23 protein-coding genes, 1 tRNA gene and 1 riboswitch are annotated in these 25,765 nt (G+C 46.7%); of the genes, 3 read left to right on the top strand and 21 right to left on the bottom strand.

Translation table 11 applies throughout. The features are described 5' to 3' along the window. Positions 1–45: 45 nt before the first annotated feature. The 19 genes from greA to GPK58_RS09750 all read right to left on the bottom strand — a co-directional run bounded on the left by greA (position 46) and on the right by GPK58_RS09750 (position 19,392). Positions 46–531, bottom strand: a complete 486-nt coding sequence (greA, locus tag GPK58_RS09840) for a transcription elongation factor GreA (RefSeq protein WP_015526720.1) — start codon at positions 529–531, stop codon at positions 46–48. Positions 532–800: 269 nt separating this feature from the next. Further along, positions 801–1,751 carry a glycosyltransferase family 2 protein gene (locus GPK58_RS09835; protein ID WP_118753300.1) on the bottom strand — a complete coding sequence of 317 codons (951 nt, stop codon included), beginning with the start codon at positions 1,749–1,751 and terminating at the stop codon, positions 801–803. A gap of 115 nt (positions 1,752–1,866) precedes the next feature. After that, positions 1,867–2,835, bottom strand: coding sequence for a tRNA dihydrouridine synthase DusB (gene dusB, locus GPK58_RS09830; RefSeq protein ID WP_118753305.1), 969 nt, complete (start codon positions 2,833–2,835; stop codon positions 1,867–1,869). A gap of 9 nt (positions 2,836–2,844) precedes the next feature. After that, on the bottom strand, positions 2,845–3,213 hold the full coding sequence (locus GPK58_RS09825; protein WP_015526724.1) for a DUF6145 family protein: 369 nt from the start codon (positions 3,211–3,213) through the stop codon (positions 2,845–2,847). Between the two features lie 131 nt (positions 3,214–3,344). Further along, positions 3,345–4,151 carry a biotin--[acetyl-CoA-carboxylase] ligase gene (locus tag GPK58_RS09820; RefSeq protein WP_059086451.1) on the bottom strand — a complete coding sequence of 269 codons (807 nt, stop codon included), beginning with the start codon at positions 4,149–4,151 and terminating at the stop codon, positions 3,345–3,347. Then, positions 4,151–5,149: an ornithine carbamoyltransferase gene (gene argF / locus GPK58_RS09815; RefSeq protein ID WP_015526726.1), complete on the bottom strand. Its 999-nt coding sequence runs from the start codon at positions 5,147–5,149 to the stop codon at positions 4,151–4,153. Before argF ends, GPK58_RS09820 begins: the two co-directional genes overlap by 1 nt. A 26-nt stretch (positions 5,150–5,175) precedes the next feature. After that, a complete protein-coding gene (locus tag GPK58_RS09810; protein ID WP_015526727.1) occupies positions 5,176–6,117 on the bottom strand; it encodes an SPFH domain-containing protein in 942 nt (313 codons plus the stop codon). A 3-nt stretch (positions 6,118–6,120) separates the two neighbouring features. Further along, on the bottom strand, positions 6,121–6,561 hold the full coding sequence (locus GPK58_RS09805) for an NfeD family protein (RefSeq protein WP_021652591.1): 441 nt from the start codon (positions 6,559–6,561) through the stop codon (positions 6,121–6,123). A gap of 15 nt (positions 6,562–6,576) precedes the next feature. Beyond that, a complete protein-coding gene (locus GPK58_RS09800; protein WP_015526729.1) occupies positions 6,577–7,353 on the bottom strand; it encodes a TrmH family RNA methyltransferase in 777 nt (258 codons plus the stop codon). A gap of 36 nt (positions 7,354–7,389) precedes the next feature. Next, complete coding sequence (locus GPK58_RS09795) at positions 7,390–8,049, bottom strand: potassium channel family protein (protein WP_015526730.1); 660 nt, start codon at positions 8,047–8,049, stop codon at positions 7,390–7,392. Between the two features lie 13 nt (positions 8,050–8,062). Continuing rightward, on the bottom strand, positions 8,063–9,457 hold the full coding sequence (locus GPK58_RS09790) for a TrkH family potassium uptake protein (protein WP_215638580.1): 1,395 nt from the start codon (positions 9,455–9,457) through the stop codon (positions 8,063–8,065). An 8-nt stretch (positions 9,458–9,465) separates the two neighbouring features. Continuing rightward, positions 9,466–10,455: a 6-phosphofructokinase gene (gene pfkA / locus GPK58_RS09785; RefSeq protein ID WP_059086454.1), complete on the bottom strand. Its 990-nt coding sequence runs from the start codon at positions 10,453–10,455 to the stop codon at positions 9,466–9,468. 68 nt (positions 10,456–10,523) lie between these two features. After that, positions 10,524–13,991: a DNA polymerase III subunit alpha gene (locus GPK58_RS09780; RefSeq protein ID WP_022426228.1), complete on the bottom strand. Its 3,468-nt coding sequence runs from the start codon at positions 13,989–13,991 to the stop codon at positions 10,524–10,526. A gap of 105 nt (positions 13,992–14,096) precedes the next feature. Further along, positions 14,097–14,939 (bottom strand): CvfB family protein, encoded by an 843-nt coding sequence (locus tag GPK58_RS09775; protein ID WP_021652585.1) that lies wholly within the window; start codon positions 14,937–14,939, stop codon positions 14,097–14,099. Between the two features lie 178 nt (positions 14,940–15,117). Beyond that, on the bottom strand, positions 15,118–16,704 hold the full coding sequence (locus GPK58_RS09770; RefSeq protein WP_227945657.1) for a Na+/H+ antiporter NhaC family protein: 1,587 nt from the start codon (positions 16,702–16,704) through the stop codon (positions 15,118–15,120). A gap of 185 nt (positions 16,705–16,889) precedes the next feature. Then, positions 16,890–17,060: riboswitch (Lysine riboswitch) on the bottom strand. Positions 17,061–17,253: 193 nt separating this feature from the next. Then, entirely contained in the window at positions 17,254–17,496 is a 243-nt protein-coding gene (locus tag GPK58_RS09765) for a helix-turn-helix domain-containing protein (RefSeq protein ID WP_015526736.1), read from the bottom strand. A gap of 204 nt (positions 17,497–17,700) precedes the next feature. Continuing rightward, the gene (gene araD / locus GPK58_RS09760) at positions 17,701–18,402 is read right to left on the bottom strand and encodes an L-ribulose-5-phosphate 4-epimerase (RefSeq protein ID WP_015526737.1); all 702 of its coding nucleotides are present in this window, start codon (positions 18,400–18,402) and stop codon (positions 17,701–17,703) included. 64 nt (positions 18,403–18,466) lie between these two features. Then, on the bottom strand, positions 18,467–19,174 hold the full coding sequence (locus tag GPK58_RS09755) for an acyl-[acyl-carrier-protein] thioesterase (protein WP_021652581.1): 708 nt from the start codon (positions 19,172–19,174) through the stop codon (positions 18,467–18,469). Between the two features lie 146 nt (positions 19,175–19,320). Beyond that, positions 19,321–19,392, bottom strand: a tRNA-Gln gene (locus GPK58_RS09750). Positions 19,393–19,667: 275 nt separating this feature from the next. On the opposite strand from GPK58_RS09750, the gene GPK58_RS09745 reads away from it, so the two are divergent. Beyond that, complete coding sequence (locus GPK58_RS09745; protein ID WP_015526739.1) at positions 19,668–21,128, top strand: nicotinate phosphoribosyltransferase; 1,461 nt, start codon at positions 19,668–19,670, stop codon at positions 21,126–21,128. A 72-nt stretch (positions 21,129–21,200) separates the two neighbouring features. Continuing rightward, positions 21,201–21,764: a M15 family metallopeptidase gene (locus GPK58_RS09740; RefSeq protein WP_059086458.1), complete on the top strand. Its 564-nt coding sequence runs from the start codon at positions 21,201–21,203 to the stop codon at positions 21,762–21,764. Between the two features lie 75 nt (positions 21,765–21,839). Here GPK58_RS09740 and GPK58_RS09735 read toward each other — a convergent pair whose 3' ends face one another. Together GPK58_RS09735 and ppk1 are read right to left on the bottom strand one after the other, a co-directional pair. Beyond that, positions 21,840–22,388 (bottom strand): stage V sporulation T C-terminal domain-containing protein, encoded by a 549-nt coding sequence (locus tag GPK58_RS09735; RefSeq protein WP_215638579.1) that lies wholly within the window; start codon positions 22,386–22,388, stop codon positions 21,840–21,842. A 113-nt stretch (positions 22,389–22,501) separates the two neighbouring features. After that, positions 22,502–24,610, bottom strand: a complete 2,109-nt coding sequence (gene ppk1 / locus GPK58_RS09730; RefSeq protein WP_330627240.1) for a polyphosphate kinase 1 — start codon at positions 24,608–24,610, stop codon at positions 22,502–22,504. Between the two features lie 350 nt (positions 24,611–24,960). Here ppk1 and trhA point away from each other — a divergent pair, with 350 nt between their 5' ends. Then, on the top strand, positions 24,961–25,626 hold the full coding sequence (trhA, locus tag GPK58_RS09725) for a PAQR family membrane homeostasis protein TrhA (protein WP_110103161.1): 666 nt from the start codon (positions 24,961–24,963) through the stop codon (positions 25,624–25,626). The last annotated feature ends 139 nt before the right edge of the window (positions 25,627–25,765 follow it).

Below are 25,765 nucleotides of genomic sequence, written 5' to 3'. Positions count from 1 at the left end.
ATCTGTCGTTCAAGCGGATCTGTGCGATCCGCTCCGTTGTCTGCTTTATACGTTTCTCTGGATCTCAAGAACCTTGTATTTCATGATTCCGGACGGCATCTCAACCTCAACGATATCGTTGGTGTGTGCACCGATCAGTGCTTTACCTACCGGAGACTCATTGGAGATCTTTCCCTCAAGGCTGTTAGCCTCTGTGGAACCTACGATCTTCAGCTCCATATCTTCCTCAAATTCATAATCATGAACCTTAACCTTGCAGCCTACGCTGATTCTGTCAAGATCGACTTCGTCCTCTACTACAACCTCAGCGTTCTTGAGGATCTTCTCGATCTCCTCGATACGTGCCTCGATATCTCTCTGCTCATCCTTTGCTGCATCGTACTCTGCGTTCTCAGAAAGGTCTCCCTGCTCTCTGGCCTCTTTGATCTTTCCTGCTACTTCTTTTCTCTTAACAACTTTCAGATCGTGCAGCTCGTCTTCCAGTTTTCTAAGTCCTGCGTATGTGAGTAAGTTCTTCTTTGCTTCTTCCATTTTGCCTTACTTCCTTTCAAAACCGTGCTGTTTTTTCTGAAAAAAATACAGCTTCGGATATTTCTGTTGCTACCATTCCCAAGAGCTCTTTTTTCTAAAAAAGGGCGTAAAAATCTCAGGATATTCACAATTCCTGTATTATACCGAAAAGCCCCAGTATTGTCAAGCATTCCACGTCGAAAAAGGGTCCCTGAAATATGCAAAAAAAGCCGCGCGAAATCTCAGATTTCAACACGGCTTTTCTGTATTATCCTGCCCGGTCTGATTCCTTATCTCTTCTCCGGAAAAAGATCTTTATAACGATTAGTCACCATCTGTGTCTGATACTCAAAATCCTGTTTATGCTGATTGACCAGTGTAGAAAGGATGATCCCGGAAAACCAGCAGATGATAGCTGTCAGGATCACAAACCCGCTGACGATCAGTGTCGGGATCTTTTCCACTGTCCCAACCTCCAGAAAATGTACCAGCACCGGAATAAAGAATACCATTCCCACCACAAACAGCACTGCTGCGATAAGGGAGAAGAACTCCAGCGGCTTGTAATTCTTGAACATTTTCACAATAGTCTTCAGGACCTTAAATCCATCTGCATAAGTATTCAGCTTGGACTCACTTCCCTCCGGCCTGTCACGATATTCAATGACTACATTCTCAACCTGCATGTTCTTATCGATGGCGTGGATCGTCATCTCTGTCTCGATCTCAAAATTCCTGGAAAGTACCGGGAATGTTTTTACAAAGCGGTAACTCATGGCACGGTAACCTGTCATGATATCCTTGATGTTGCTTTTGAAAAGACGGTTAATGGAACCTCTTACGATGCTGTTTCCAAAGTTGTGAAAAGGTCTCTTGTTCTCTGTAAAATATGTAGAAGAAAGGCGGTCACCAACTACCATGTCTGTACCTTTCTCCAGAACCTTGCTGCACATTTCAGCTGCAAACTCTGCCGGATAAGTATCGTCGCCATCTACCATAAGATAACACTGCGCATCGATATCCCGAAACATACTGCGGATCACGTTTCCTTTTCCCTGCTGATACTCATAACGGACAACTGCCCCTTCTTTTCTGGCAATCTCGTCTGTTCCATCTGTAGAGTTATTATCATATACGTAGATCACAGCTTCCGGAAGTGCTTTTTTCATATCGCGGATAACCTTTGCTACCGTCTTGCTTTCGTTGTAGCAAGGAATTAAAACTGCTATTTTATCTGCCATTATTTTTCTCCTGTAAAACAAAAAAACTTTCTGCGGATTCCCGCTAACTGACTGTAGCACGCGCCCCGCTCCTTGTCAATAGAACGTTTCGTTTTCTCCGACATACTTTTCTCTTTTATCGCTCCAGTACCATGTTTGTAAGCTTTTTCAGTTCTTCATAGCTTGAAATATTATTAGATTCTCTCCGGATTCCCGCACTGTGCCGCATACCGGCTGTATACCAGGCTACATGCTTCCGCATTTCACGGATCCCGATATACTCACCCTTTATCGCGATCTGATCTTCGGCATGGCGCAGGATCATCTCACATACTTCCTCTGCGGTTGGCCTGGAAAGCTTTTCCCCGGTGCGGAAATAGTGGTTCAGTTCCCGGAAGATCCACGGGTTCCCACGTACTGCACGGCCGATCATCACCGCATCGCAGCCAGTCTCTTTAAACATGGCTTCTGCAGTTTCCGGTGAAACGATATCTCCGTTTCCTATCACCGGAATAGTCACCGCTTCCTTCACCCTGCGGATAGCATCCCAGTCCGCCTGACCGGAATAATACTGCTGTCTGGTCCTTCCATGAACTGCGATGGCTGCTGCACCGGCATCCTCCACCCGTTTTGCGATCTCCACCACATCCACCGGCGTATTTTCATCAAAGCCAATGCGGACCTTCACCGTTACCGGCTTGGAAACTGCTCCGGAAACACTGCGGACGATCTCTTCGATCAGCTGAGGATCCTTCAGAAGAGCTGAGCCCTCGCCATTATTTACCACCTTGGGAACCGGACATCCCATATTGATATCGAGAATGTCAAAGGGACGCTCCTCAATGCTTTTTGCCACCTCTGCCATAAGGTCCGGCTCGCTGCCGAAAAGCTGCATGGATACCGGATGCTCCCCGGGATCGATCTCCATCAGCGCCTCTGTATTCTTATTATGAAAAGAGATCGCCTTGGCACTGACCATCTCCATACAGATCAGGCCAGCCCCCTGCTCCTTGCAAAGTCTTCGAAATGCCAGATCCGTAACCCCTGCCATCGGTGCAAGCACAAAGGGATTCGGTATCTCCACATTTCCGATCTTCCACTGCATCTTCATGGATCATTCCTCAACGGCATCTGCTTTTTTCTGCAGTTCCTCATCCGGGATATCTCCCAGGAAAAATACCTTGTAATACATTTCCAGAGATTCCAGAAGCTCTCTTTTGTCCCGCTGGAGTTCCTTGATCTTCAGTGCACTTCCGATCTCGTCAAAACGGGCATCTGCCTCCAGGGCTTCTGTCTTAAACTGCAGACTGCCGTCCTCATCAAATTCCAGTGTCAGGATCCCGCCTACATCCTCTGTGAAAAGCACACACATGATCTGCAGCTCCTGCTTTACCGTCTCAGGAAGAGACGCAAAATCCTGGTTAAAATAATATTTCTGCTCATAAGAGCTTGCTCCGCAGAGCACAATGTTATCCTGATACATAAAATCTCCTTTATTTATAACTTGACACTCCCCGCAGCTAAAGCAGGGAGATTCTTGTTTTTTCCACTACTGCAATAAAACATCAACGGAAAATCGCTGCCGGAAATTTTATCCGATCTGTGCTGCATGTTTTACACATAGCTGTATAAACCACGTACAGAAACCTCTCCGGAATTTACTTCCTCGACTGTACCGTCTGCACGCTCTACCAGAAGCTCTCCGCCGGCATTGATCCCTCTTGCGATCCCCTCATATGGATCATTCTGATCCAGTACACGTACCGGCTGGTTCAGATTGGCCAGCATTTTCTCATAATCCGGTTTCAGGCCGCTGAGATCCTCTGTCTGTACAAATCTCTCATAATTTTCCTCAAAATGCTTCATCACAAGTCCGACTACCTGTGCCCGGTCAAAGGGATGTCCGCTTTCCAGATACAGAGAGGTAGCCTTATCTGCCATTTCTTCCGGGAAGCTTTCCATATTTACGTTAATCCCGACTCCGATAACTGCACAGCCGATCTTATCCTGCTTCATGGTCATTTCGGTTAAGATACCGCAGATCTTTTTGCGGGAAACAACTACATCGTTAGGCCATTTGATCCCTACCTCAAGACCGAGCTCTGCTACTGCCTGTGCAACTGAAAGTCCCATAACAAGTGTCAGCATCGGCGCCTTCTGTGGAGAAAATTCCGGGCAGATAAGGATACTCATAGTAATGGCACTGTCCGGCGGCGCACTCCATCGTCTTGTAAAACGTCCGCGTCCTGCGGACTGATATTCTGCCACAAACAGCTCTCCGTGTCCTGCGCCTTCTTCCCTCCAGGCACGTTTTCCCCAGAGATTTGTGGAATCTGTTTCTCTTGCAAAATGGACGGTTTTGCCCGCCCATTTTGTATGTGTTGCCTGTGAAATTATTTCTTCATTAAATAAATCTGACATTATTTCTCCGGCTCTCCTAATGTTGCAACGATCACAGCCTTAATGGTGTGCATACGGTTCTCAGCTTCGTCGAATACCTTGGACTGCGGAGACTCGAATACTTCGTCTGTAACCTCCATATCTGTAAGGTTGAAACGCTCGCCCATCTCTTTTCCAATCTTTGTCTTAAGATCATGGAATGCCGGCAGACAGTGAAGGAAGATCGCCTTTTCACCGGCGTTCTCCATTACATGTCTGGTAACCTTGTATGGTGTCAGGTCGTGGATACGCTCTGTCCATACTTCGTCAGGCTCGCCCATGGATACCCATACATCTGTGTAGATGATGTCCGCATCTTTTGTTCCTGCCTCCACATCCTCTGTGAGAGTGATGGTGGAACCTGCCTCTTCTGCCCACTGCTGACACTGTGCTACAAGCTCATCATTCGGGAAATATTTCTTGTTGGTGCAGGCTACGAAATCAAGACCAAGCTTGGAGCATACAACCATCAGGGAGTTACCCATGTTGTAACGGGCATCGCCCATGTATACAAGCTTCAGGCCTTTCAGTTTGCCGAAATGCTCACGTACTGTCAGCATATCTGCAAGCATCTGTGTCGGATGATACTCGTTTGTCAGACCATTCCATACCGGTACACCTGCATGCTTCGCAAGCTCCTCAACAATATCCTGACCGAAGCCACGGTACTCGATTCCCTCATACATTCTTCCGAGAACTCTTGCAGTATCTGCGATGCTCTCCTTCTTTCCGATCTGGGAGCCTGTGGGATCCAGATAGGTAGAACCCATTCCCAGATCATGAGCTGCCACTTCGAAGGAACAGCGTGTTCTTGTGCTTGTTTTTTCAAAGATCAGGGCAATATTCTTACCTCTGTAATACTCATGAAGCTCTCCTGCTTTTTTCTTTGCCTTCAGATCTGCTGCAAGGTCGATCATGTAAGTGATCTCTTCCGGTGTAAAGTCTTTCAGTGTCAGGAAATTTCTTCCTTTAAGATTCATAATATGTCCTCCTCATGGCTGCAGATTTATTTCTGCTCTGCCGGTTTATCTGTCATGATTTCCTTCAGGGATGTTGCCAGCCCTGCGATGCCCTGTATCTCGGACGGAATGATGATCTTCGTTGCCTTACCGTCAGCAACCTTTGTAAGAGCCTCCAGGCTCTTCAGAGTAAGAACAGATTCATCTGCTCCTGCTTCCTTGATCATACGAAGTCCTTCTGCAGTTGCCTGCTGTACTTTAAGGACTGCCTGTGCCTGTCCTTCAGCCTCTTTGATCATACGCTCCTTCTGAGCCTCCGCATGAAGGATCGCCGCCTGCTTCTCAGCCTCAGCATCCAGGATAGCGGACTGTTTTTTACCCTCAGCAACAAGGATGGTGGAACGTTTCTCTCCTTCTGCTTTCAGAATGGCTTCTCGTCTCTCACGCTCAGCCTTCATCTGTTTCTCCATGGCATCCTGGATGGCTGCCGGAGGAATGATGTTCTTAAGCTCCACACGGTTAACCTTGATTCCCCATGGATCTGTAGCCACATCAAGGGAAGCACGCATCTTGGTATTGATAACCTCTCGGGATGTCAGTGTCTCATCCAGCTCCATATCACCGATGATGTTACGAAGTGTTGTAGCAGAAAGATTCTCGATCGCCATGATCGGATTCTCAACGCCATATGCGTAAAGCTTCGGATCTGTGATCTGGAAAAATACAACCGTATCGATCTGCATGGTTACATTATCTTTGGTAATTACCGGCTGCGGTGGAAAATCCACAACCTGTTCTTTCAGGTTTACTCTTCTTGCAACACGCTCAATGAACGGAACCTTGAAATGGATTCCTGTACTCCAGGTAGCCTTGTAAGCGCCAAGACGTTCCAGTACCACTGCATAGGCCTGCGGTACAATGCGGATACAGGATGCAAGTACCCACAGCACAAGAACGATGACTACAAGCAAAACAACAACTCCACCCATAATTTAGCCCTCCTTGCTAATTTCTTTTACGATCAGCTTCACTCCGCGGATCTCTTCGATCTCAACCACTGCACCTGTTGGAATTTCTTCCCCGTCATCTGCGGTCCGTGCAGTCCACTCGATGTCATTGATCCTCACCTGCCCGGTCTGGGCCAGGTTGTTGACCGGCTGTATCACTACGGCTCTTTTTCCCAGAAGGCTCTCTGCATTGGTCTTTTCCACGCCCTTGTTCATGTAGCGGACCGCCAGAGGTCTGGTAAAGATCAGAAGCACCACGGAAACTCCGAAAAATAAAAGGAGCTGTACAACAATTCCCCCACCAAGCCACGAGGCAATGCACGCCACAAGAGCACCGCCTGCAAACCAGACAGTGGTAAGTCCTACCGTGATTGCTTCAATTACCAGTAAAATTGCCAGTATTCCAAGCCAGGCCAAAGGTGTCATAAAACCCCTCCTCTCTTATTCTCTTCTCTGTCTTGCAGCTTCGTACATCAGGATTCCTGATGCCATGGCAGCATTCAGTGATTCTACTTTTCCGCACATGGGAATGCGGATCAGACAGTCTGCTGCCTCCGCTGCCTGATCGGTCAGGCCCTTTCCCTCGTTTCCGATGAAAAAAGCGGTGCCGCCCTTATAGGATTCCTGATCATAGGAATTCTCACCCTTCAGATGAGCTGCAAAACTGCGGATTCCCTTTTCTTTCAGCTTCTTTTCTAATGATACCACATCTTCCACATATAGAAAAGGCATTCTGTAAATGGAGCCCATAGTAGAACGGATCACCTTGGGATTTGTGATATCCACGCAGGTTTTTGTGAGGAAAACTCCGCTTACGCCGGCGCCCTCACCGGTCCTGAGAATGGTTCCCGCATTTCCCGGATCCTGAAGATCCTCCAGAACCATGACCAGAGGATTTTTTCCCGCCAGTACCTCTTCCTCGCTCCAGGAAGGCAGCTTCAGAACTGTCAGGATCCCCTGGGGAGTCTTGGTATCACACATCTGACGAAATACGGAATCCTTCACGATCTCACAGGGATATTTTTCTGCCTGAGACATCAGCTCTCCATCCCGGGAAACGGTCTCGGAGACAAACACCTGGGAAACCCAGCTTTCCGGTGCTTCCAGAAACATTTTCCGGCCCTCTGCCACAAAAAGTCCCTGCTCTCTTCTGGCTTTTGCCTTCTGGTTCAGCTGCATGACATTTTTTATTTTTGCATTTGATACACTGGTTATCATACTTTTATTTCTCTCCTTCCGGCAATCCGTATTCGGTTAACGTAATTCCTCACGACTTGCATTCAGATCCTTGTTTTTTCCGATGGCGATTATGGAACAGTTGTCCGGAAGCGGTTCGGAAGGATCCAGATCTACCGTGACATTTTCACCCTGCTTGATGCCAATGATATTAATGTGAAAACGCTCCCGTACATTCAGATCTACCAGATTTTTTCCACTCCAGGATACCGGCATGGAAAACTCCGCCATACTGAACTCCGCTGAAAGCTCAAACACATCCAAATACCCGCCGGACATAAGATTTCTGGCAACTCGCAGTCCCATGGACTGTTCCGGATAAATGATCTTATCTGCACCAATTTTGTCAAGTATACGTCCATGAAGAGAATTCATACTTTTTGCAACTACAAAGGGCACTCCCAGATCCTTGGCCTGCATGGTCGCGGAAATACTGGCTTCCAGATTTTCGGCAACCGCGATAATGGCTACATCCACATTCTGAACTCCCAGAGCCTTCAGGATTCCCGGTTCACGGACATCTGCTTTTACCGCATAGGTTACTTTTTCGGAAATCTCTTCGATATTTTCTTCTTTGTCATCAATGGCAAGGACATCGCAGTCTGACTCTGCCAGCGTCACCGCCAGAGTCATTCCAAACTGTCCAAGCCCGATCACGGCAAAAGATTTATTTTTCATTCTATTCTCCTGTTTAACCAATCATGATATCTTCTTCACCGAGATGCGTTGTGCTTCCCGGCCTGTTGCGTACACGCATCACAACTGCTGTTCCAAGTGTCAGCGGTCCGATACGTCCCAGATACATGGTAAGGATCACGATCCACTTGCCTGCCACATTCAGCTGAGGTGTCAGTCCTCTGGAAAGTCCTACTGTAGCCCCCGCAGAAGTGATCTCATATAAGACATCTGCCAGATCCACTCCCGGCATTACTGCGGACAAAAGCACCGTCATGGTAAAAAGGATCAGCACACTGGTTCCTGCAACAACCATGGCAGAACGGAGATAGCTCTCACGAATCCTGCGGCCGTATACCTCTACATCCTTTTTTCCCTGAAGATATGCTGCAATGGAAAGGATCAGAACCGCAATGGTAGTAGTCTTCACACCACCGGCAGTGCCCATGGGTGATCCTCCGATAAACATCCACAGCAGGGAAATGATCACGGTAGGTGTGGACAAAAGTGACTGATCCATGGTATAAAATCCCGCCGTACGTGTTGTCACTGACTGGAAAAAGGATGCCATGAGCTTTGTTCCCAGTGGTGCCCCCTTCAGCGTGGAAGGGTTTCCGGATTCAAAGATAAATACCAGAAATGCTCCTGAAAATACCAGGATCCCGGTCATCGTAAGGACCAGCTTGCTCTGAAGCCGCAGTACACGAAAAACTCTGGATGGGGAGAGCTCTTTTCTCAGAACCTTGCGGAATTTATCCCACAGATCCCACCAGACGATAAATCCAAGACCTGACACAATGATCAGGCCAATCGTAGTGATATTGACCAGCGGATTGCTCACATATACCGAAAGGCTTGTTTCCCCGAAAAGATCGATCCCAGCGTTGCAGAATGCAGATACCGCCAGAAATATGGCATGCACCAGACCTTTTTTTATTCCAAATTCCGGTACAAAGCAAAACGCATACAGGACCGCACCGATTCCTTCTGCAAGAAACACGCATTTCACCACACTGCGGACTACAGCCACGACTCCACCCATTTCATCCAGGTTATAGGATTCCTTGATGATCCGTCGGTTTTTCAGGGAAATTTTCCGCCGGAGGCTGATGAATATCATATTCGCCAGTGCGACCAGTCCGATCCCGCCGATCTGTATCAGGCACAGGATAACCGCTTTTCCAATGGGGCTCCACTGGACTGCCATAACAACTGTGGAAAGTCCTGTCACACATACGCTGGTCGCCGCTGTAAAAACAGCATCCGGGAAGGTAACAGCCTGCCCGGGTGCACTGCAGAACGGCATCCACAAAATAAGTCCACCTACAAAAATCACCCCCGCAAAGCCGAGGGCAATTATTTGTGACGTATTCAGTTTATGCAATCCGTCTGAAACTTTTTTTAAGTTCATAAATATCTTTATTTTCTGTAATTATGAGAAAGAGAATTGCAGACCTCCCACATGTAGGAATCTACATTCTTCTGCATTGCAAGAGCCTCATTGATGTCGAAATCAACAAACTCACCATGACGGTATCCAACCACACGGCTGCGTTTTCCGGCAACAAGAAGATCTACTGCAAGAGCACCCATCATGGACGCATATACACGGTCCTTACATGTAGGGCTTCCACCACGCTGCATGTGACCAAGGATCGTTGCACGTGTCTCGATACCTGTTGCAGCCTCGATACGCTTCGCCATAGCCTCTGAATGGCCGATACCCTCAGCATTTACGATGATATGGTGTTTCTTGCCTTTCTTACGGCTCTCTACGATATTGTCAATAAGCTTCTGCTCATCGTAATCATATTTCTCCGGGATCAGGATATCCTCAGCACCGTTTGCGATACCGCACCATACTGCAAGGTATCCGGCGTTACGTCCCATAACCTCGATGATACTGCATCTCTCATGGGATGTGGATGTATCACGTACCTTGTCAATAGCTTCCATAGCTGTATTTACAGCAGTATCGAAACCGATGGTGTACTCGGTACATGCGATATCAAGGTCAATAGTTCCCGGCAGGCCAATGGTATTGATTCCAAGGTTCGCAAGCTTCTGAGCACCTGCGAAGGATCCGTCTCCACCGATAACAACAAGACCGTCGATTCCATGCTTTCTGCAGATCTCTGCAGCCTGCTGCTGTCCTTCCTCTGTTCTCATCTCTGCACATCTGGCAGTATAAAGAATTGTTCCGCCTCGCTCAATCGTATCGGAAACGTCCTTTGCTGTCATATCTCTGATCTCTTCATTTAAGAGACCGCTGTATCCTTTATAGATTCCCTTTACGTTCAGTCCGCTGCTTAATCCTCTTCTGACAACAGCACGGATTGCAGCATTCATTCCAGGTGCGTCACCGCCACTGGTCAAAACGCCGATCGTTTTGATTTTGTTCTCTGCCATATTGTTATCCTCCATCTTATGAAACAACCTATTGTAATACACATATTCGGGTATAGTTTATAGCATTTTTATAAGTTTTTCAATACTCTCTCCACAATTTTAACATTGGAACTTCCATATTTTTTACACATGCGCTCCAGCCAGGAATCCTCGATATGGACCTGATAAGCAGGGGGAAGTTTCTTCATTGCCTTGACATCTTTGAGATAAATAACCACCGTGCTGTTTCCTCTGGATTCCATCAGATCGTCTACCAGACCGGTCTCGGCTTTTGCGTACTCTTCCCGGCTTTCAAACTGGAGCCACAGTTCTCTTGGCATATCATCAAAAAGACGGACCTTTTCCAGGATCAGCTTGCTGGCTTTGTCGTCTTCTGCGGATACTCTTCCCTGAATAAAGAGCCGGGCATCTTCATTCAGGAACATCTGGCATTTTTCGTAATCACGTGGAAATACCACAACCTCCACGGTGCCTACCAGATCTTCCACTGTAAGGAACGCCATTACCTTATTATTCTTTGTATATTTTATGGTTTTATCCGTGATCATTCCACCCACGATCACTTTCTGGTTATCGTAAACCTCCGGTATCCCTGTTTCATCATCCGGCTGAAAATCAGAAGTTTTTGCAGAGATCATTTTTTCCATCATATTCCGGTAACGCTCCAGCGGATGACCGCTGAGATAGATGCCGAGAACTTCCTTCTCAAAGGTCAGTATCGTCTCCTTCGGATATTCTGCTGCCTGCGGCATACGGATCTCAAATTCCTTTTTATCTTCTTCAGGCGCAATATCAAAAAGACTCAGCTGTCCCGCCATGGTATGCTTCTTATCCTGGTTGATACTGTCTATGATCTGCGTATAAACCGTCATTTTCTGATTCCGGTTTCCCTCCAGGCAATCCAGCGCTCCGGCCTTGATCAGATTTTCCACAACTCTCTTGTTGATCTGGTCGATATTTCGCTCAATAAATGTTTTCAGGGAGGTATATTCTCCGTGCTCCTCACGCTCCCGCACAATCCCCTCGATTACCGGACGGCCGATACTCTTGATGGCAGAAAGTGCATAACGAATGGAACCATTGTCAACAGAAAAGCCATAAACACCATGATTGATATCCGGCGGAAGGATCCGGATCCCCATCTGGCGGCATACAGAAATATACTCGGCAACCTTGTTCGGCATTTCCACAACGGATGTCATCAGTGCAGCCATAAATTCTACCGGATAGTAATATTTGAGATATGCCGTCTGGTAGGAAACCACTGCATAAGCGGCAGCGTGAGACTTATTGAAGGCATACTTTGCAAAATCTGTCATCTCATCGTAGATCTTGTTTGCGATCTCCTCGGAAATACCGTTGGCGATACATCCCGGTACTCCCTCTTCCACGTTTCCGTAAACGAAATTCTGGCGTTCTTTTGCCATAACAGAAGCTTTTTTCTTGGACATGGCACGGCGCACCAGGTCACTTCGTCCAAGGGTGTAGCCTGCAAGCTCACGGACGATCTGCATAACCTGCTCCTGGTATACGATACAGCCATAGGTCGGCTTCAGGATCGGCTCCATCTGCGGACAGTCATAACGGATGGTATCCGGACGGTTTTTTCCGCGGATGTACTGCGGAATGAAATCCATGGGACCCGGACGGTAAAGCGAAATTCCCGCGATCACGTCCTCAAGGCTCTGAGGCTTCAGCTCCTTCATGAAGCTTTTCATTCCGGCACTCTCCAGCTGGAACACACCGTCAGTACGTCCTGTTCCGAGAGAATCCAGTACCTTTTTGTCGTTGTAGTCGATCTTTTGCATATCCAGAAGCATACCGGTACTTTTTTCCACCATTTTCACAGCATTCTGGATAACCGTCAGGGTACGGAGACCCAGGAAATCCATTTTCAGAAGTCCCAGCTCTTCCAGTGTTGTCATGGTAAACTGCGTGACAATGGAACCATCCTGTGCTCTGGAAAGGGGTACGTATTCCGATACATCCTTCTGGCTGATCACAACACCTGCCGCATGCATGGAGGTATGCCTCGGAAGCCCCTCCAGACGTTTTGCCAGATCGATCAGACGATGGATATCGTCCTGTTCCTCGTAAGCCTTGCGAAACTCCGGATTCATTCCCAGTGCCTTGTCAATGGTGATATTCAGCTCCTGTGGAATCATCTTGGCGATGGTGTCCACCTGGGCATAAGGCATATCCAGAACACGGCCTACATCACGAATGACACCGCGGGCTGCCAGTGTACCGAAGGTAACGATCTGAACCACGCAGTCATCACCATATTTTCTTCTTACATAATCAATAACCTCCTGTCTCCGTTCGAAGCAAAAATCCACATCGATATCCGGCATGGATACTCGCTCCGGATTCAGGAAACGTTCAAAGAGCAGATCATACCGGATCGGGTCCAGCTGGGTGATCCCAAGTGTATAGGCAACCAGGCTTCCTGCGGCAGAGCCTCGTCCCGGACCGACCATGATATCGTTGTCCCTGGCATATTTGATAAAATCCCATACAATGAGAAAGTAATCTACATATCCCATGTTTTTGATCGTAGACAGCTCATAATCCAGGCGCTTTTTCAGCTCCTCTGTTACCGGATGATAACGCTGCTCAAGTCCCTCATGGCAAAGCTTGTTCAGATATTCCCAGGAGGTAAATCCGTCCGGCACATCATATTTCGGCAGCTTGGTCACACCAAATTCAATCTCCACATGACATCTCTCCGCGATCCTGTGCGTATTTTCCAGCGCTTCCAGCGCATATGGAAAAAGCCTCGCCATCTCCTCCGGCGATTTCACATAATACTGGCCACCCTCATAGCGCATTCTGTTCTCATCGCTGAGCTTTTTCTGAGTCTGCAGACAAAGAAGAACATCATGTGGTTCCGCATCCTCTGCCATAGTGTAATGCACATCATTGGTGGCAACCAAATCGATCCCCGTCTCTCTGTGCATACGGAGAAGCTGCTGGTTTACAGTCTGCTGCTCCGGGATCCCATGATCCTGAAGCTCCAGAAAGAAATTTCCTTTTCCGAAAATATCCTGATAACGTAATGCCGCGATCTTGGCATCCTCATACATTCCACGTGCAAGATATCTGGCAACCTCTCCCGCCAGGCAGGCACTTAAGGCAATGATACCCTCGTGATATTTTTCCAGAAGCTCCAGATCCACACGTGGCTTATAATAAAACCCTTCCACAAATGCCTTGGATACAATTTTCATCAGGTTGCTGTATCCCTGATTATTCTCAGCCAGCAGGACCAGATGATAATAACGGTCATCCCCACTTCCCACTTCTCTGTCAAAACGGGAGCCCGGAGCCACATAAACCTCACATCCGAGGATCGGATTGATCCCGGCTTCTCTTGCAGCTCTGTAAAAATCGATCACACCATACATAACGCCATGATCGGTGATCGCCGCACTGTCCATACCCAGCTCTTTTACTCTGGCTACATATTCTTTGATCTTATTGGAGCCATCCAGAAGGCTGTATTCTGTATGGACATGTAAATGTGTAAACTCCAAATTTATTCTCCTTATCGTAAAAAACAGGGCTCCGGATCCTCCCCGCTCTGCACTTTTCTCTGAACGTGCCGGAGCGTGTCTGATCCGGAGCCGGTCAACACCTTGTTATTTTTTAATGTAGATCCTCTTGTCACGGATCTCTACTTTTCCTTCCTTCATCAGATGACCGACTGCACGCTTGAATGCGTTCTTACTGAGGCCAAACTCTCTCTTGATGACTTCCGGTGAGGCATGATCATCAAATGGCAGCACCCCTGCAAATTCCTCGATCACGCTGAATACGCTCTCTGCATCCTCATTGATCTGGATGTAAGCCTTCTGGCGGTCACTGACGTTCATCTTGCCATCCTCTTTCACCTCTGTGACACGAAGATCAAGAATAGCTCCCGGTCTGTACTTGCCTGTTGCCTCCCGTGCCGGGATCAGAGCGGAATATTTATCATCTACCGCAACAAAAACGCCAAAATTCCCACTGATCTCATAGACACGCCCCTTTACCGAATCTCCCGGTACATAAGGAGTTCTGGTGGAAAGATAATGATACACCTTCATGGTTGCACAGAGTCTGCTACTCTTATCTACATAAAGTGCTACCAGACACTCCTCGCCTTCACGGACCCGGTTGGTCTGCTCATGATACGGAAGAAGAAGATCCTTCTCCAGTCCCCAGTCAAGAAAAGCACCGATCCTGGTGACCTGTTTTACCTTAAGGACTGCGGTCTGGCCCACCTGAAGCATCGGCTCACGGGTAGTTGCGATCAGTCTGTCCTGGGAATCCTTATAGATGAATACTTCGATCTCATCACCTGCTTTGGTTCCTTCCGGTACCTGTTTGGACGGAAGAAGCACCCGCTCATTCTGAGGTGCGTTTCGGTCCTCTCCAAGATATATTCCGAAATCCACGGTTTTTACAACCAGTAATTTCTGTTTTTTACCTAATTCTATCATTCTTACTCCTGTTCCTTAAAACTATATATGATCATTTACTATTTGCTGTCTGTCCTGCATTATAACATAAGAGAATTATTATAGAAAGCACAAAAAAGGCAGCTTCGGAAATTTCTTTCCGTCACTGCCTTTTATTTGACATTCATGGGGGAATCTGTCCCCACATTGGGTCAGTCTGTTATTCTGTTGGTTTCTCAACCGGCATCGGGTTCATCATTTTAATGACAAAAAGTACGATCAGCATCAGCACGATTCCCACCGGAAGAGCGATCCATGCTGTTTTTACAAAGCCTGCAACAATATAAGTTACAAAGGATACTGCCGCAGCCAGGATCGCATACGGAAGCTGTGTGGAAACGTGAGTCACATGATCACACTGTGCTCCTGCGGAAGCCATGATCGTTGTATCGGAGATCGGTGAGCAGTGGTCTCCGCAAACTGCACCTGCCATGCAGGCGGACATGGAAATGATCATCATCTCAGGACTGGATTTCTCAAATACCGCAACAACGATCGGGATCAGGATACCAAAGGTTCCCCAGGAAGTACCTGTAGCAAATGCAAGTCCACATCCAACCAGGAAAATAATGGCCGGAAGGATAACTTCAATACCACCGGCAACAGAACGCATGGCTTCTTCTACGAATACCGCTGCACCAAGTGAGTCTGTCATAGCCTTCAGTGTCCATGCAAAGGTCAGGATCATGATCGCCGGTACCATAGCCTTGAATCCTTCCGGGATGCATCCCATACAGTCTCTGAAATTGACCACACGGCGGATCATATAGAAAATAATGGCAAACACCAGACCAAAAGCACTTCCCATTGCAAGGCCTGTAGAGGCATCACTCTGTGAAAATGCGGTAACAAAATCTGTTCCGCTGAAAAATCCTCCTGTGTAGATCATACTGATGACACAGCAGATAACAAGCACAACGATCGGGATCACAAGATCGATCACCTTTCCTCTCGGATTCGGTGTCTCATCATCCGTTGCATTCTCATACGGTCTTGCAGATGTTGTATAAAGATCTCCGTTCAGAGCATTGATCTCATGTGTTCTCATGGCACCAAACTCGGTTTTCATCAGTACCATGCCAACCATCATTACAATAGTAAGGATCGCGTAAAAGTTATACGGGATGGTTCTTACAAAAATCGCAAGTCCATCCTGTCCCTCTACGAATCCGCTGACTGCAGCAGCCCAGGATGAGATCGGTGCGATGATACATACCGGAGCAGCTGTTGCATCGATCAGGTATGCAAATTTCGCTCTGGATACGTGATGTCTGTCAGTTACCGGACGCATAACGCTTCCTACTGTCAGGCAGTTAAAATAATCGTCAATGAAGATCAGGATTCCAAGGATGATCGCTGCAAGTTCCGCGCCCACACGCGTGTGGATCTTTTTGCTGGCCCATCGTCCGAATGCGGCGGAGCCGCCGGCCTTGTTCATCATACATACCACAGATCCCAGGATAACCAGGAAGATCAGGATACCTACGTTATAGCTGTCAGCAAGAACCTTGATGATTCCTCCCTCAAAAATCTGTGTTACCGTTCCTTCAAATTTAAATCCGGAATAGATCAGTGCTCCTACTACAATTCCCACAAACAGAGAACTGTATACTTCTTTTGTGATCAGTGCAAGGACGATCGCAACAAGAGGTGGAAGCAGTGCCCAGATCGTTGCATACAGAGCAGGCTGGTAAGTCTCCTCCGCATCCGCAGCCAGCACAGTCAGGGGACTTGCCAGTGCGCCCATGAATACCATTGCCATAACAGACAATGCTGTTCCTGCTTTTTTACTCATTTTTCTCCTCCCTTTTCGGGGACAAAAAAACGGAGGCTGTCTCTTCTTAAGAACACCTCCGGTTAAATAATCCTTATTTAACTAATAGCCTGTCAGAAAATCTCCATTCAGCATATTAAATGCAGATCTCCCGAAGTGCTACCGATAGCGCTCCACATCCGTGACAGTACAACGCATATTCTGCGTTATCCCAGCACCCTGTCATCTGGCCTTCCAGAGCACTTCGGCAGATTTTCCTTTCTTTATGAACAGCCTGCCAGGGCCTTGCATCCATAAATACTGATAAAATCCGCGCCTCTATCTTCTTATCCGTGACCGTTTGCCCTCCGCAGGACTTCCCGGCCATCTTTTTTTCTTTATACTGTAGCAGTTTCCGACATAAATATCAAGTAGTTTACACAGATTCCTGCCATTCAGACCAATATTGTTACTTTTCACTCCGTTTTCAGTAACACGCTTCGCGGAATATTACCAGCGAACTGTAATCCAATATTGCCTTATTTACTGCTCATTCAGCAGCCACTTCACATCCACTCCCAGCACCTTTGCAAACACCCGCAGTTCATAATCTGCTACAAAACGTTCTCCTCCTTCGATCCGGCTGATACTGTCACGCTCCAGCATCACTCCTTCCACCTGCATTTTTGCTGCCAGCGCAGATTGCGACATCCGTTTCATATTCCTCATCTGGCGTATTTTTTCTCCGGAAACGTTCTTTTTTCCCTGATAAGTGTATATTTTCATCCTGCCACCTATTTTAATAAATGTGTTAATGTTCTGCATTTTTCTTGACATTAGCATATATTTCGGCGGCACCTGTGTTAAAGGTCAGCAAATCTGACATTTTCTGCATTTTTCGACAAAAAATGCCGCGGTACTGTTCCGCGGCATTTCCACTCAGGCGGATATTGACGATCCACCATCGGGTTAAACTGTTTTTTCTTCTGATCAGTCTTCCTGTCCTACCTGACCATAATATGCATTTGCACCATGTTTTCTGTAGTAATGCTTATCCTGAAGCTCCTGCGGTGCCGGTTTTACATCCGGATTGATCAGCTCGCAGCGAGATGCCATCTTGGCAACCTCCTCAAGAACAACTGCGTTATGAACTGCCTCATGAGCATCCTTACCCCAGGTAAAAGGTCCGTGGTTCTTACACAGCACAGCCGGTACTGCTTCATAATCTTTGTTTTTGAAATAATCAGCAATAAGAACTCCCGTGTTCTTCTCATATGCCTCTTCGATCTCTCTTTTGGTCAGATTACGTACACATGGTACTTCTCCGTAAATGTAATCTGCATGTGTGGTTCCATAACACGGGATCGATCTGCCTGCCTGCGCCCAGCTTGTTGCCCAGGATGAGTGGGTATGTACGATGCCGCCGATATTCGGAAACGCTCTGTAAAGAACTGCATGTGTCGGTGTATCAGAGGATGGATTGTATCTTCCTTCTACTTTATTTCCGTCAAGATCTACCACTACCATGTCTTCCGGTGTCAGCTTGTCATAATCCACACCACTTGGCTTGATCACAAAAAGTCCCTGCTCCCTGTCGATCCCGCTGACATTTCCCCATGTAAAGGTAACAAGACCATATTTTGGCAGATCCATATTTGCTCTGTAAACTTCTTCTTTTAATTTTTCAAGCATAGCGCGCCCTCCTTTTACGGTATAGTTGTTTCAAAAACGATGTACTAATCTCTACCGCCTGTATTTATTTTGTAAACTCAACTACTGCGTAAGGTTCTTTATCCTCCGCGTTGAGAACTACAGCTTCTTTATTTTCTGTCATATATACTTCCGGAATGATAACATTATCCAGTACTGCCTGACGTTTATATTCAGCACGAAGCTGACCAACTTTAAAATCCTCAGGCAGATGATCCGCTGCCATCCGGATATACTGACAGTTGTTCACATGATGATTGGTGTCCAGATGATGCTTCTGTACGGAAAAAGCATTCTGCACTTCCCGTTCCTTCGGAAGCGCGATCTTTCTTGGTGCATAATCCATCTCTATTTTTTCGCCCAGATCATAGGGATCTGTATCTGCCGGTGTTAGCTTTTCCGGAAGACCGGTTTCTGTATTGATAAAGGACCAGTAGGAATTGGCCCATGCCAGCTTCTCACCATCCATTGTCTCAAGAATAAAATTACGCATTCCGATAAATCCACGGAATCCATAAGGAATTGTTGTTACTTTTATATTTTCACCAAGCTTCGGATATCGCTTCACGATCACCTGCCATGCAGAAAGTACCCAGGCTCTTTTCTGTTCCTTTAATACTTCCATGCCGACTCCTGTCTGCTCGGATTCAAAGGTACAGCAATCCTGAAAATAATCCAGAACTCCCGGCAGCGTCAGACATCCATCTTCTCCGATCTCACTGAATCTTACTCGACTCTCAAAACTGTAACTCATTCATGCCTCCTGTCATACTGTCTATACTTTATTGTAACACTTGGCAGGAAGAAACGCACTTGTTTTTTTTGGGGCGCAGCGGATTGCGAATATCTTCTTATTTTTGAGTACAAAAAAAGTACCTCGTAACTGAGGTACTTAAGAAGCAGGGCTACAAGGATTCGAACCTTGAACTGACGGAGTCAGAGTCCGTTGCCTTACCGTTTGGCGATAGCCCTATGTGTTTTGTTTTTCGCTTGCCTTATCGCTTGCGACGGATGTTATTATATAACAGCTTTTTTGAAATTGCAACCCCTTTTTTTAATTTTTTTTATTTTTTTTCAAAATTTCTTAAACTGCTGTTAAAACTCCTTATTATATGCGGGTTTACACAGTAAAAAAAATTTTACAATCCACTCCTTTGTGTTATAATAAGCCGTATAATAAAAAGAGCGGAAACAACCGTGTATTTCCCTCCGGTCACAATATCCGGAGGCATCCAAAGGAGAACGCTATGCGAGCAAATAACCTTACTCTGCTCACGGACCTCTATGAGCTTACCATGATGCAGGGATATTTCAAAAACCCTACCAACCAGACCGTTGTCTTTGACATGTTCTACCGCAACAATCCGTGCGATGGCGGTTTTGCCATCTGTGCAGGACTGGAGCAGATGATCGAATACATCGAAAATCTCCGTTTCTCAGAAGAAGACATTACCTATCTGAGAAGTCTTGGCATCTTTGAGGATGATTTCCTTGAGTATTTGAGCAACTTCAGATTCACCGGTGATATCTACGCAATTCCGGAGGGAACCGTGATCTTCCCGAGAGAGCCGATGGTCAAGGTTATCGCACCGATCATGGAAGCTCAGCTTGTAGAGACGGCCATCCTGAACATTATGAACCATCAGAGTCTTATTGCCACTAAGGCAGCACGTGTATGCCACGCAGCCAAGGGCGATCCCATCATGGAATTCGGTCTTCGCCGTGCCCAGGGTCCGGACGCCGGAATCTTCGGTGCCAGAGCTGCAGTGATCGGCGGATGTGCCGGTACTTCCAACGTACTGACCGGCCAGATGTTTAACGTTCCGGTTCTCGGAACACATGCTCATTCCTGGATCATGAGTTTCCCGGATGAGTACACAGCCTTTAAGACCTATGCGAGACTTTACCCGAATTCCTGTACTCTTCTGGTTGACACCTACGATGTCCTGAAATCCGGTGTTCCCAATGCGATCCGTGTATTTGAGGAGATGCGTGAGGAAGGTATCCAGCTGAAGAACTATGGAATCCGTATCGACAGCGGTGATCTTGCATATCTTTCCAAAAAAGCTTACAAGATGCTGGCTGCTGCCGGTTTCGATGATGCTACCATTTCCGCATCCAGCGATCTTGATGAATATCTTATCGAAAGCCTGAAGGCCCAGGATGCCAAGATCAATTCCTGGGGCGTCGGAACCAAGCTGATCACAGCCGATAACAATCCGGCATTCGGCGGCGTATATAAACTTGCCGCTGTAAAGGACGCTGACAGCGATGCCTTCCAGCCGAAGATCAAGCTTTCCGAAAACACAGAAAAGGTTACCAACCCGGGCAACAAGACTGTATACCGTATCTACAGCAAGAAGACCGGCAAGATCAAGGCCGATCTGATCTGCCTTGCAGATGAGAAATTCGATCCGGAAGAAACTATGGTGATCTTCGACCCGGTTGACACCTGGAAAAAGACCAAGGTTCTTGGCGGAACCTACGAACTCCGTGAGCTCCTTGTTCCGGTAATTAAAGATGGTAAGAGCGTTTACAAGTCTCCATCTGTCATGGAACTCCGCGACTACTGCAAACAGGAGCAGAACACACTGTGGGATGAATCCAGACGTTTCGTTAATCCGCAGAAGGTTTATGTAGATCTCTCCCAGTCACTCTATGACATGAAGAAGGCTCTCCTGGAAGAAATGAGTGAAAAAGAGCTCTGATAAACAGAAATAAGCATTCATAAACCCTCCTTTCTTATCATAAGCTTATGGATAAGGAAAGGAGGGTTTTTATTGCACAGAGAATTTTATACCCGGCTGATCAGTAGGGAGCATCCTCTGCCGGAAGCCTTTGTGCCGGAACATCTTATCGATATCGGACTTCCATTTGAAGCAGCACCGGGAGATCCGAAGCGGCTTCTGGAGTATCAGGCTGCAAAAGCCGCTTCCCAGCTTTTCCATGCCTGTCACAGATGCGGTCTGAACCTGTGGGCAGTTTCCGGATATCGTTCCTACCAGCGACAGAAGGAGCTTTTTACAGGAAGTCCTTTCGTTGCAGAGCCAGGAACAAGTGAGCACCAGAGCGGACTTGCTCTGGATGTATCCTGCCCTTCCATCCATATGGAGCTCTCCGAAAGGTTTTCCGCAACAGGAGAAGGCCGCTGGCTGAAAAAGAACGCTCCGCTCTATGGTTTTATCCTCCGGTACCCAAAAAACAAAGAGGAGATCACCGGCATCCCTTACGAGCCATGGCACATCCGCTATGTGACAAAACCTCTGGCTTCCTGGCTCACTATCACAAATCTGACTCTGGAAGAATACCACTGCTTTCCTTCCCGGTGTCCGCATCCTCCCTGATCTGCTGCTCCTGGCATCTGCATCTGATGTTTATATCTTGATCTGCACACATTTTTCTGTACATCTGATGCACTTTTACTGCTCCATCTGTCTGCCAAGAAAACCGGCTGCTGTGCGGATAAGGGCACGTTCTGTGTCTCCCAGTGCTGTTTTTTCACTTTTAGTCAGAAGGATCACTGCTCCAATGGCGTCACTCGCACACAGGATCGGCTGTATCATTTTCTGGCAAAATAAATCCATAGCGTCGGAAATGACTGATATATTTTCCCTGCTGTCCTGACTGACCAGTCTGCCTTTCCTGCCGGCAATGACTGCATCCAGATCAGAACTGATCTCTTTTCCTTCCAGTTCCCGGCTTCCGCTGCCGCATGCCGCCACGACCTGATCACGATCTGTAATACAGGCAGTCAGTCCGGTGGTCTGTACCAGCGCTTCCGCATATTCCGCAGCAAACGTATTCAGCTCTCCAATGGGTGAATATTTTTTCAGGATGATCTGTCCTTCCCTGTCTGTAAAAATCTCCAGTGGCGTTCCTTCCTTGATCCGCAGTGTCTTTCGTATCTCTTTTGGAATCACAACCCTGCCCAGATCATCGATCCTGCGAACAATTCCCGTTGCTTTCATCTTCCTGAATTCCTCCTGTATTTTCTGTTCATTGTACGTCAATGTTATGTTAACTATTTGTTTTTCATATGGTTATTATGCGAAAAACTGGGAGAAATATGCATAAAAATCTCTTATTTATCTGTCGCAGGAGCCGCATTGTCGTATGCCTGCTGCAGAAATACTTCCTGAGAATTAAGCGGAGCATTATCGGATGGTTCGATCTTATAAATTCCCTTATTGTTCATGCTCCTTGCTTTTCGATTATCACTGAGCATTGTCACAAACATTTCCTGGATCTGCATACGGATATCCGGATCCTCGATAGGTGCCGCAACTTCTACACGACGAAGAGTATTTCTTGTCATAAAGTCCGCAGAGGAAATATAGATCCTTGCTCTCTCCTGTGTTCCGAAAATATAAATGCGGGAATGTTCCAGAAAACGTCCTACAATACTGATAATGTGGATATTTTCTGTCTGTCCCTTCACTCCCGGGATCAGACAGCAGATACCACGGATCACCATATCAATGTGTACTCCTGCACAGGATGCTTCTACAAGCTTGCTCATAATACGTTTATCTGTCAGAGAATTCATTTTCAAGCCAATATATGCCGGTTCTCCGGCCTTCGCATGCTCGATCTCCTCATCGATCATGGCAAGCACTTTGTTCTGAAGACATCTTGGTGCCACAAGAAGATACTCCATATCTTCAACGGTTTCTCCCATTGCCAGTGCCTGGAACACTCTGGCCGCCTCCATACCGATCTTCGGGTCCGCAGTCATCAGAGAAAGATCTGTATACAGACGAGCTGTTTTTTCATTGTAGTTTCCCGTTCCGATCTGTGTATAACATTCCACATTTCCATCTTTTTTCTTCATGATCTGGCAAAGCTTGGAATGTACCTTATAACCATCCAGACCGTAGATCACGTGACAGCCCGCATCCTCCAGGAGCCGGGACCATCCAATATTGTTTTCCTCATCAAAACGCGCCTTCAGCTCCACCAGAACGAAAACTTCCTTTCCGTTTTCTGCTGCTTCGATCAGAGCCTCCACAACCTTACTCTGTTTTGCCACACGGTAGAGTGTCATCTTAATGGAAACTACATCCTCATCATTGGCAGCCTCATGGAGCATTGTAAGAAACGGCTTGATGCTTTCATATGGATAGGAAAGAAAACGGTCCTTTTTCGCGATCTGGTCAAGGATCGGTTCGTGACTGTTAAACAGAGGCGATTTCTGAGGAATTCTTTTTTCATAAAAAAGCTCTGTTCTTTTTCTCAGGCCGTCCTGGATCTGGAATACAAAAGAAAGATCCAGCGGTATATCTCCCCGGAACACATAATTCTTGTCCACTTCCAGATACTCGCAAAGTGTTTCAACAACATCTCCGTCCATTTCTCTTGACAGCTCCAGACGGATCGGCGCCAGTTTCTTTCTTGCCTTGATCAGCTCTACCATAAACTCACGGTAATCCAGATCTTCATCATAAAGAGCATCTGCGTCAATATCCGCATTTCTGGTGATACGAAGCAGGGATTTTGCCTTGATGTGATAGCCCTTGAAGATTTTTGAAACAAAGTGAAGGATCAGCTCTTCAGACAGCATGTAGGTACCGGTTTTTCCCGGAACCGGGATCAGACGCTGGATACCTGCACTGCTGCACGGAATGATACCCAGCTTTTCTTTTCCTTTTTTTGTTTCCAGAACTACTACCGCATAGATCTCCTTATTCCGGAGAAATGGAAACGGCTGTCTTTTTCCGACGATAGACGGAGAAATAACCGGAGCAACCTCTGCTTCAAAATAGCGTTCCAGATAATTGCGATCCTCTTTTTCGATCTTATGGAAATTCAGCATATGTATGCCATATTGTTCCAGATTTTCCATGATTTCTTCATAAACCACATCTCTTTTCCGGTTCAGTTTTTTTGTTCTGGCAAGAATCGCGTCCAGCTGTTCCTCCGGCGTCATATTGGTTTTATTTTCACGGATATCCTTTGCCAGAAGCATCTGATCCACCAGAGATCCCACACGTACCATATAAAATTCATCCAGGTTGCTCTGATAGATGGAAGCAAATGTGAGACGTTCACACAGCGGATTTTCCGGATTCTCAGCCTCCTCAAGTACCCTTTCATTAAACTTCAGCCAGGATAATTCCCTGTTCATGTATATTGTATCTGCCATTTTTTCCTCCTTCGCCGCCATATATTTTTCTTTTTCGGCCGACTTTATCTGTAATTATCCGTATCGTATCAAGCGGGCATTCAGATTTTGCCTGACTGCATGTTCATGAATGCCCTCTCTTCACGGTTTGCATACAAGTATACTGATCGAATGTTTATTCCATAACAAGGCTTTGTTAAATCCTGATAAAATTTTTTTCGAAAATAGGGGTTGCATTTTTGAATAATAGTGGTATAGTATTCGTATACTTGATATGTAGTTTTGAATACTACATGTTATTTTATCAATTTCTACATTATTACATCGTAAACTGTCGCAATGATCCGTCATTGATGAACCGATCTTGAAGTTGTCCATATGATATAAACAGCAGATTTTTTTGCAGGAGGTGTTTTTATATGAAATTTAAATTAAAAGATCCGGGAAGCGCCATAACCCACGGAATCGGCATGCTTCTTGCCGTGGCCGGAGCCACTCCGCTGATCGTGAAGGCGGCCAGAAGTGCAGATGTTCTCCATGTTTTTGCAGTAAGTGTTTTTATCCTTACCATGATCCTTCTTTACCTGGCAAGCACACTTTATCATTCCGTAAGCTCCACAGCCAAGGTGAACCGCCGTCTAAAAAAAATGGATCACATGATGATCTTCGTGATGATCGCCGGCAGCTACACTCCTGTATGCCTGATTGTTCTCCACGGACGCACCGGCTATATCCTCTGTGCCCTCGTATGGACCGTTGCCATCATCGGAATGATCCTCAAGGGCTGCTGGATCAACTGCCCAAAATGGCTTTCCTCTGTGATCTACATTGGAATGGGCTGGCTGTGTGTACTTGCTTTTGTTCCGATCTTCCACAATCTGCCCCGTGCAGGCTTCGGATGGCTCCTTGCCGGCGGCATCATCTATACCATCGGCGGTGTGATCTATGCGTTGAAGCTTCCGATCTTCAATGCGAAGCATAAGAATTTCGGCTCCCACGAAGTATTTCATGTCTTTGTGATGCTGGGAAGTGTGTGCCATTTTGTTGTAATGTATTTCTTTGTAGCCGGTATGGCGATCCACTGAGTTACTCTGTGATCAGATAGATAACAATCTCACCTTTCGGATACCGTGACATGCTCCCCCCACTTAAATCTTACGATTTTGAAGTGGGGGCTTCCTGCTCGATTACCCTTTAGGGCAAAGCTAAAACAGGCTATCCCCG

The sequence above is a fragment of the Blautia sp. MCC270 genome (assembly GCF_018785605.1).
Classification (GTDB): Bacteria; Bacillota; Clostridia; order Lachnospirales; family Lachnospiraceae; genus Blautia_A; species Blautia_A fusiformis.
Note: the sequence above shows the minus strand (reverse complement) of the source record. Positions and strands in the feature narration are given on the sequence as shown.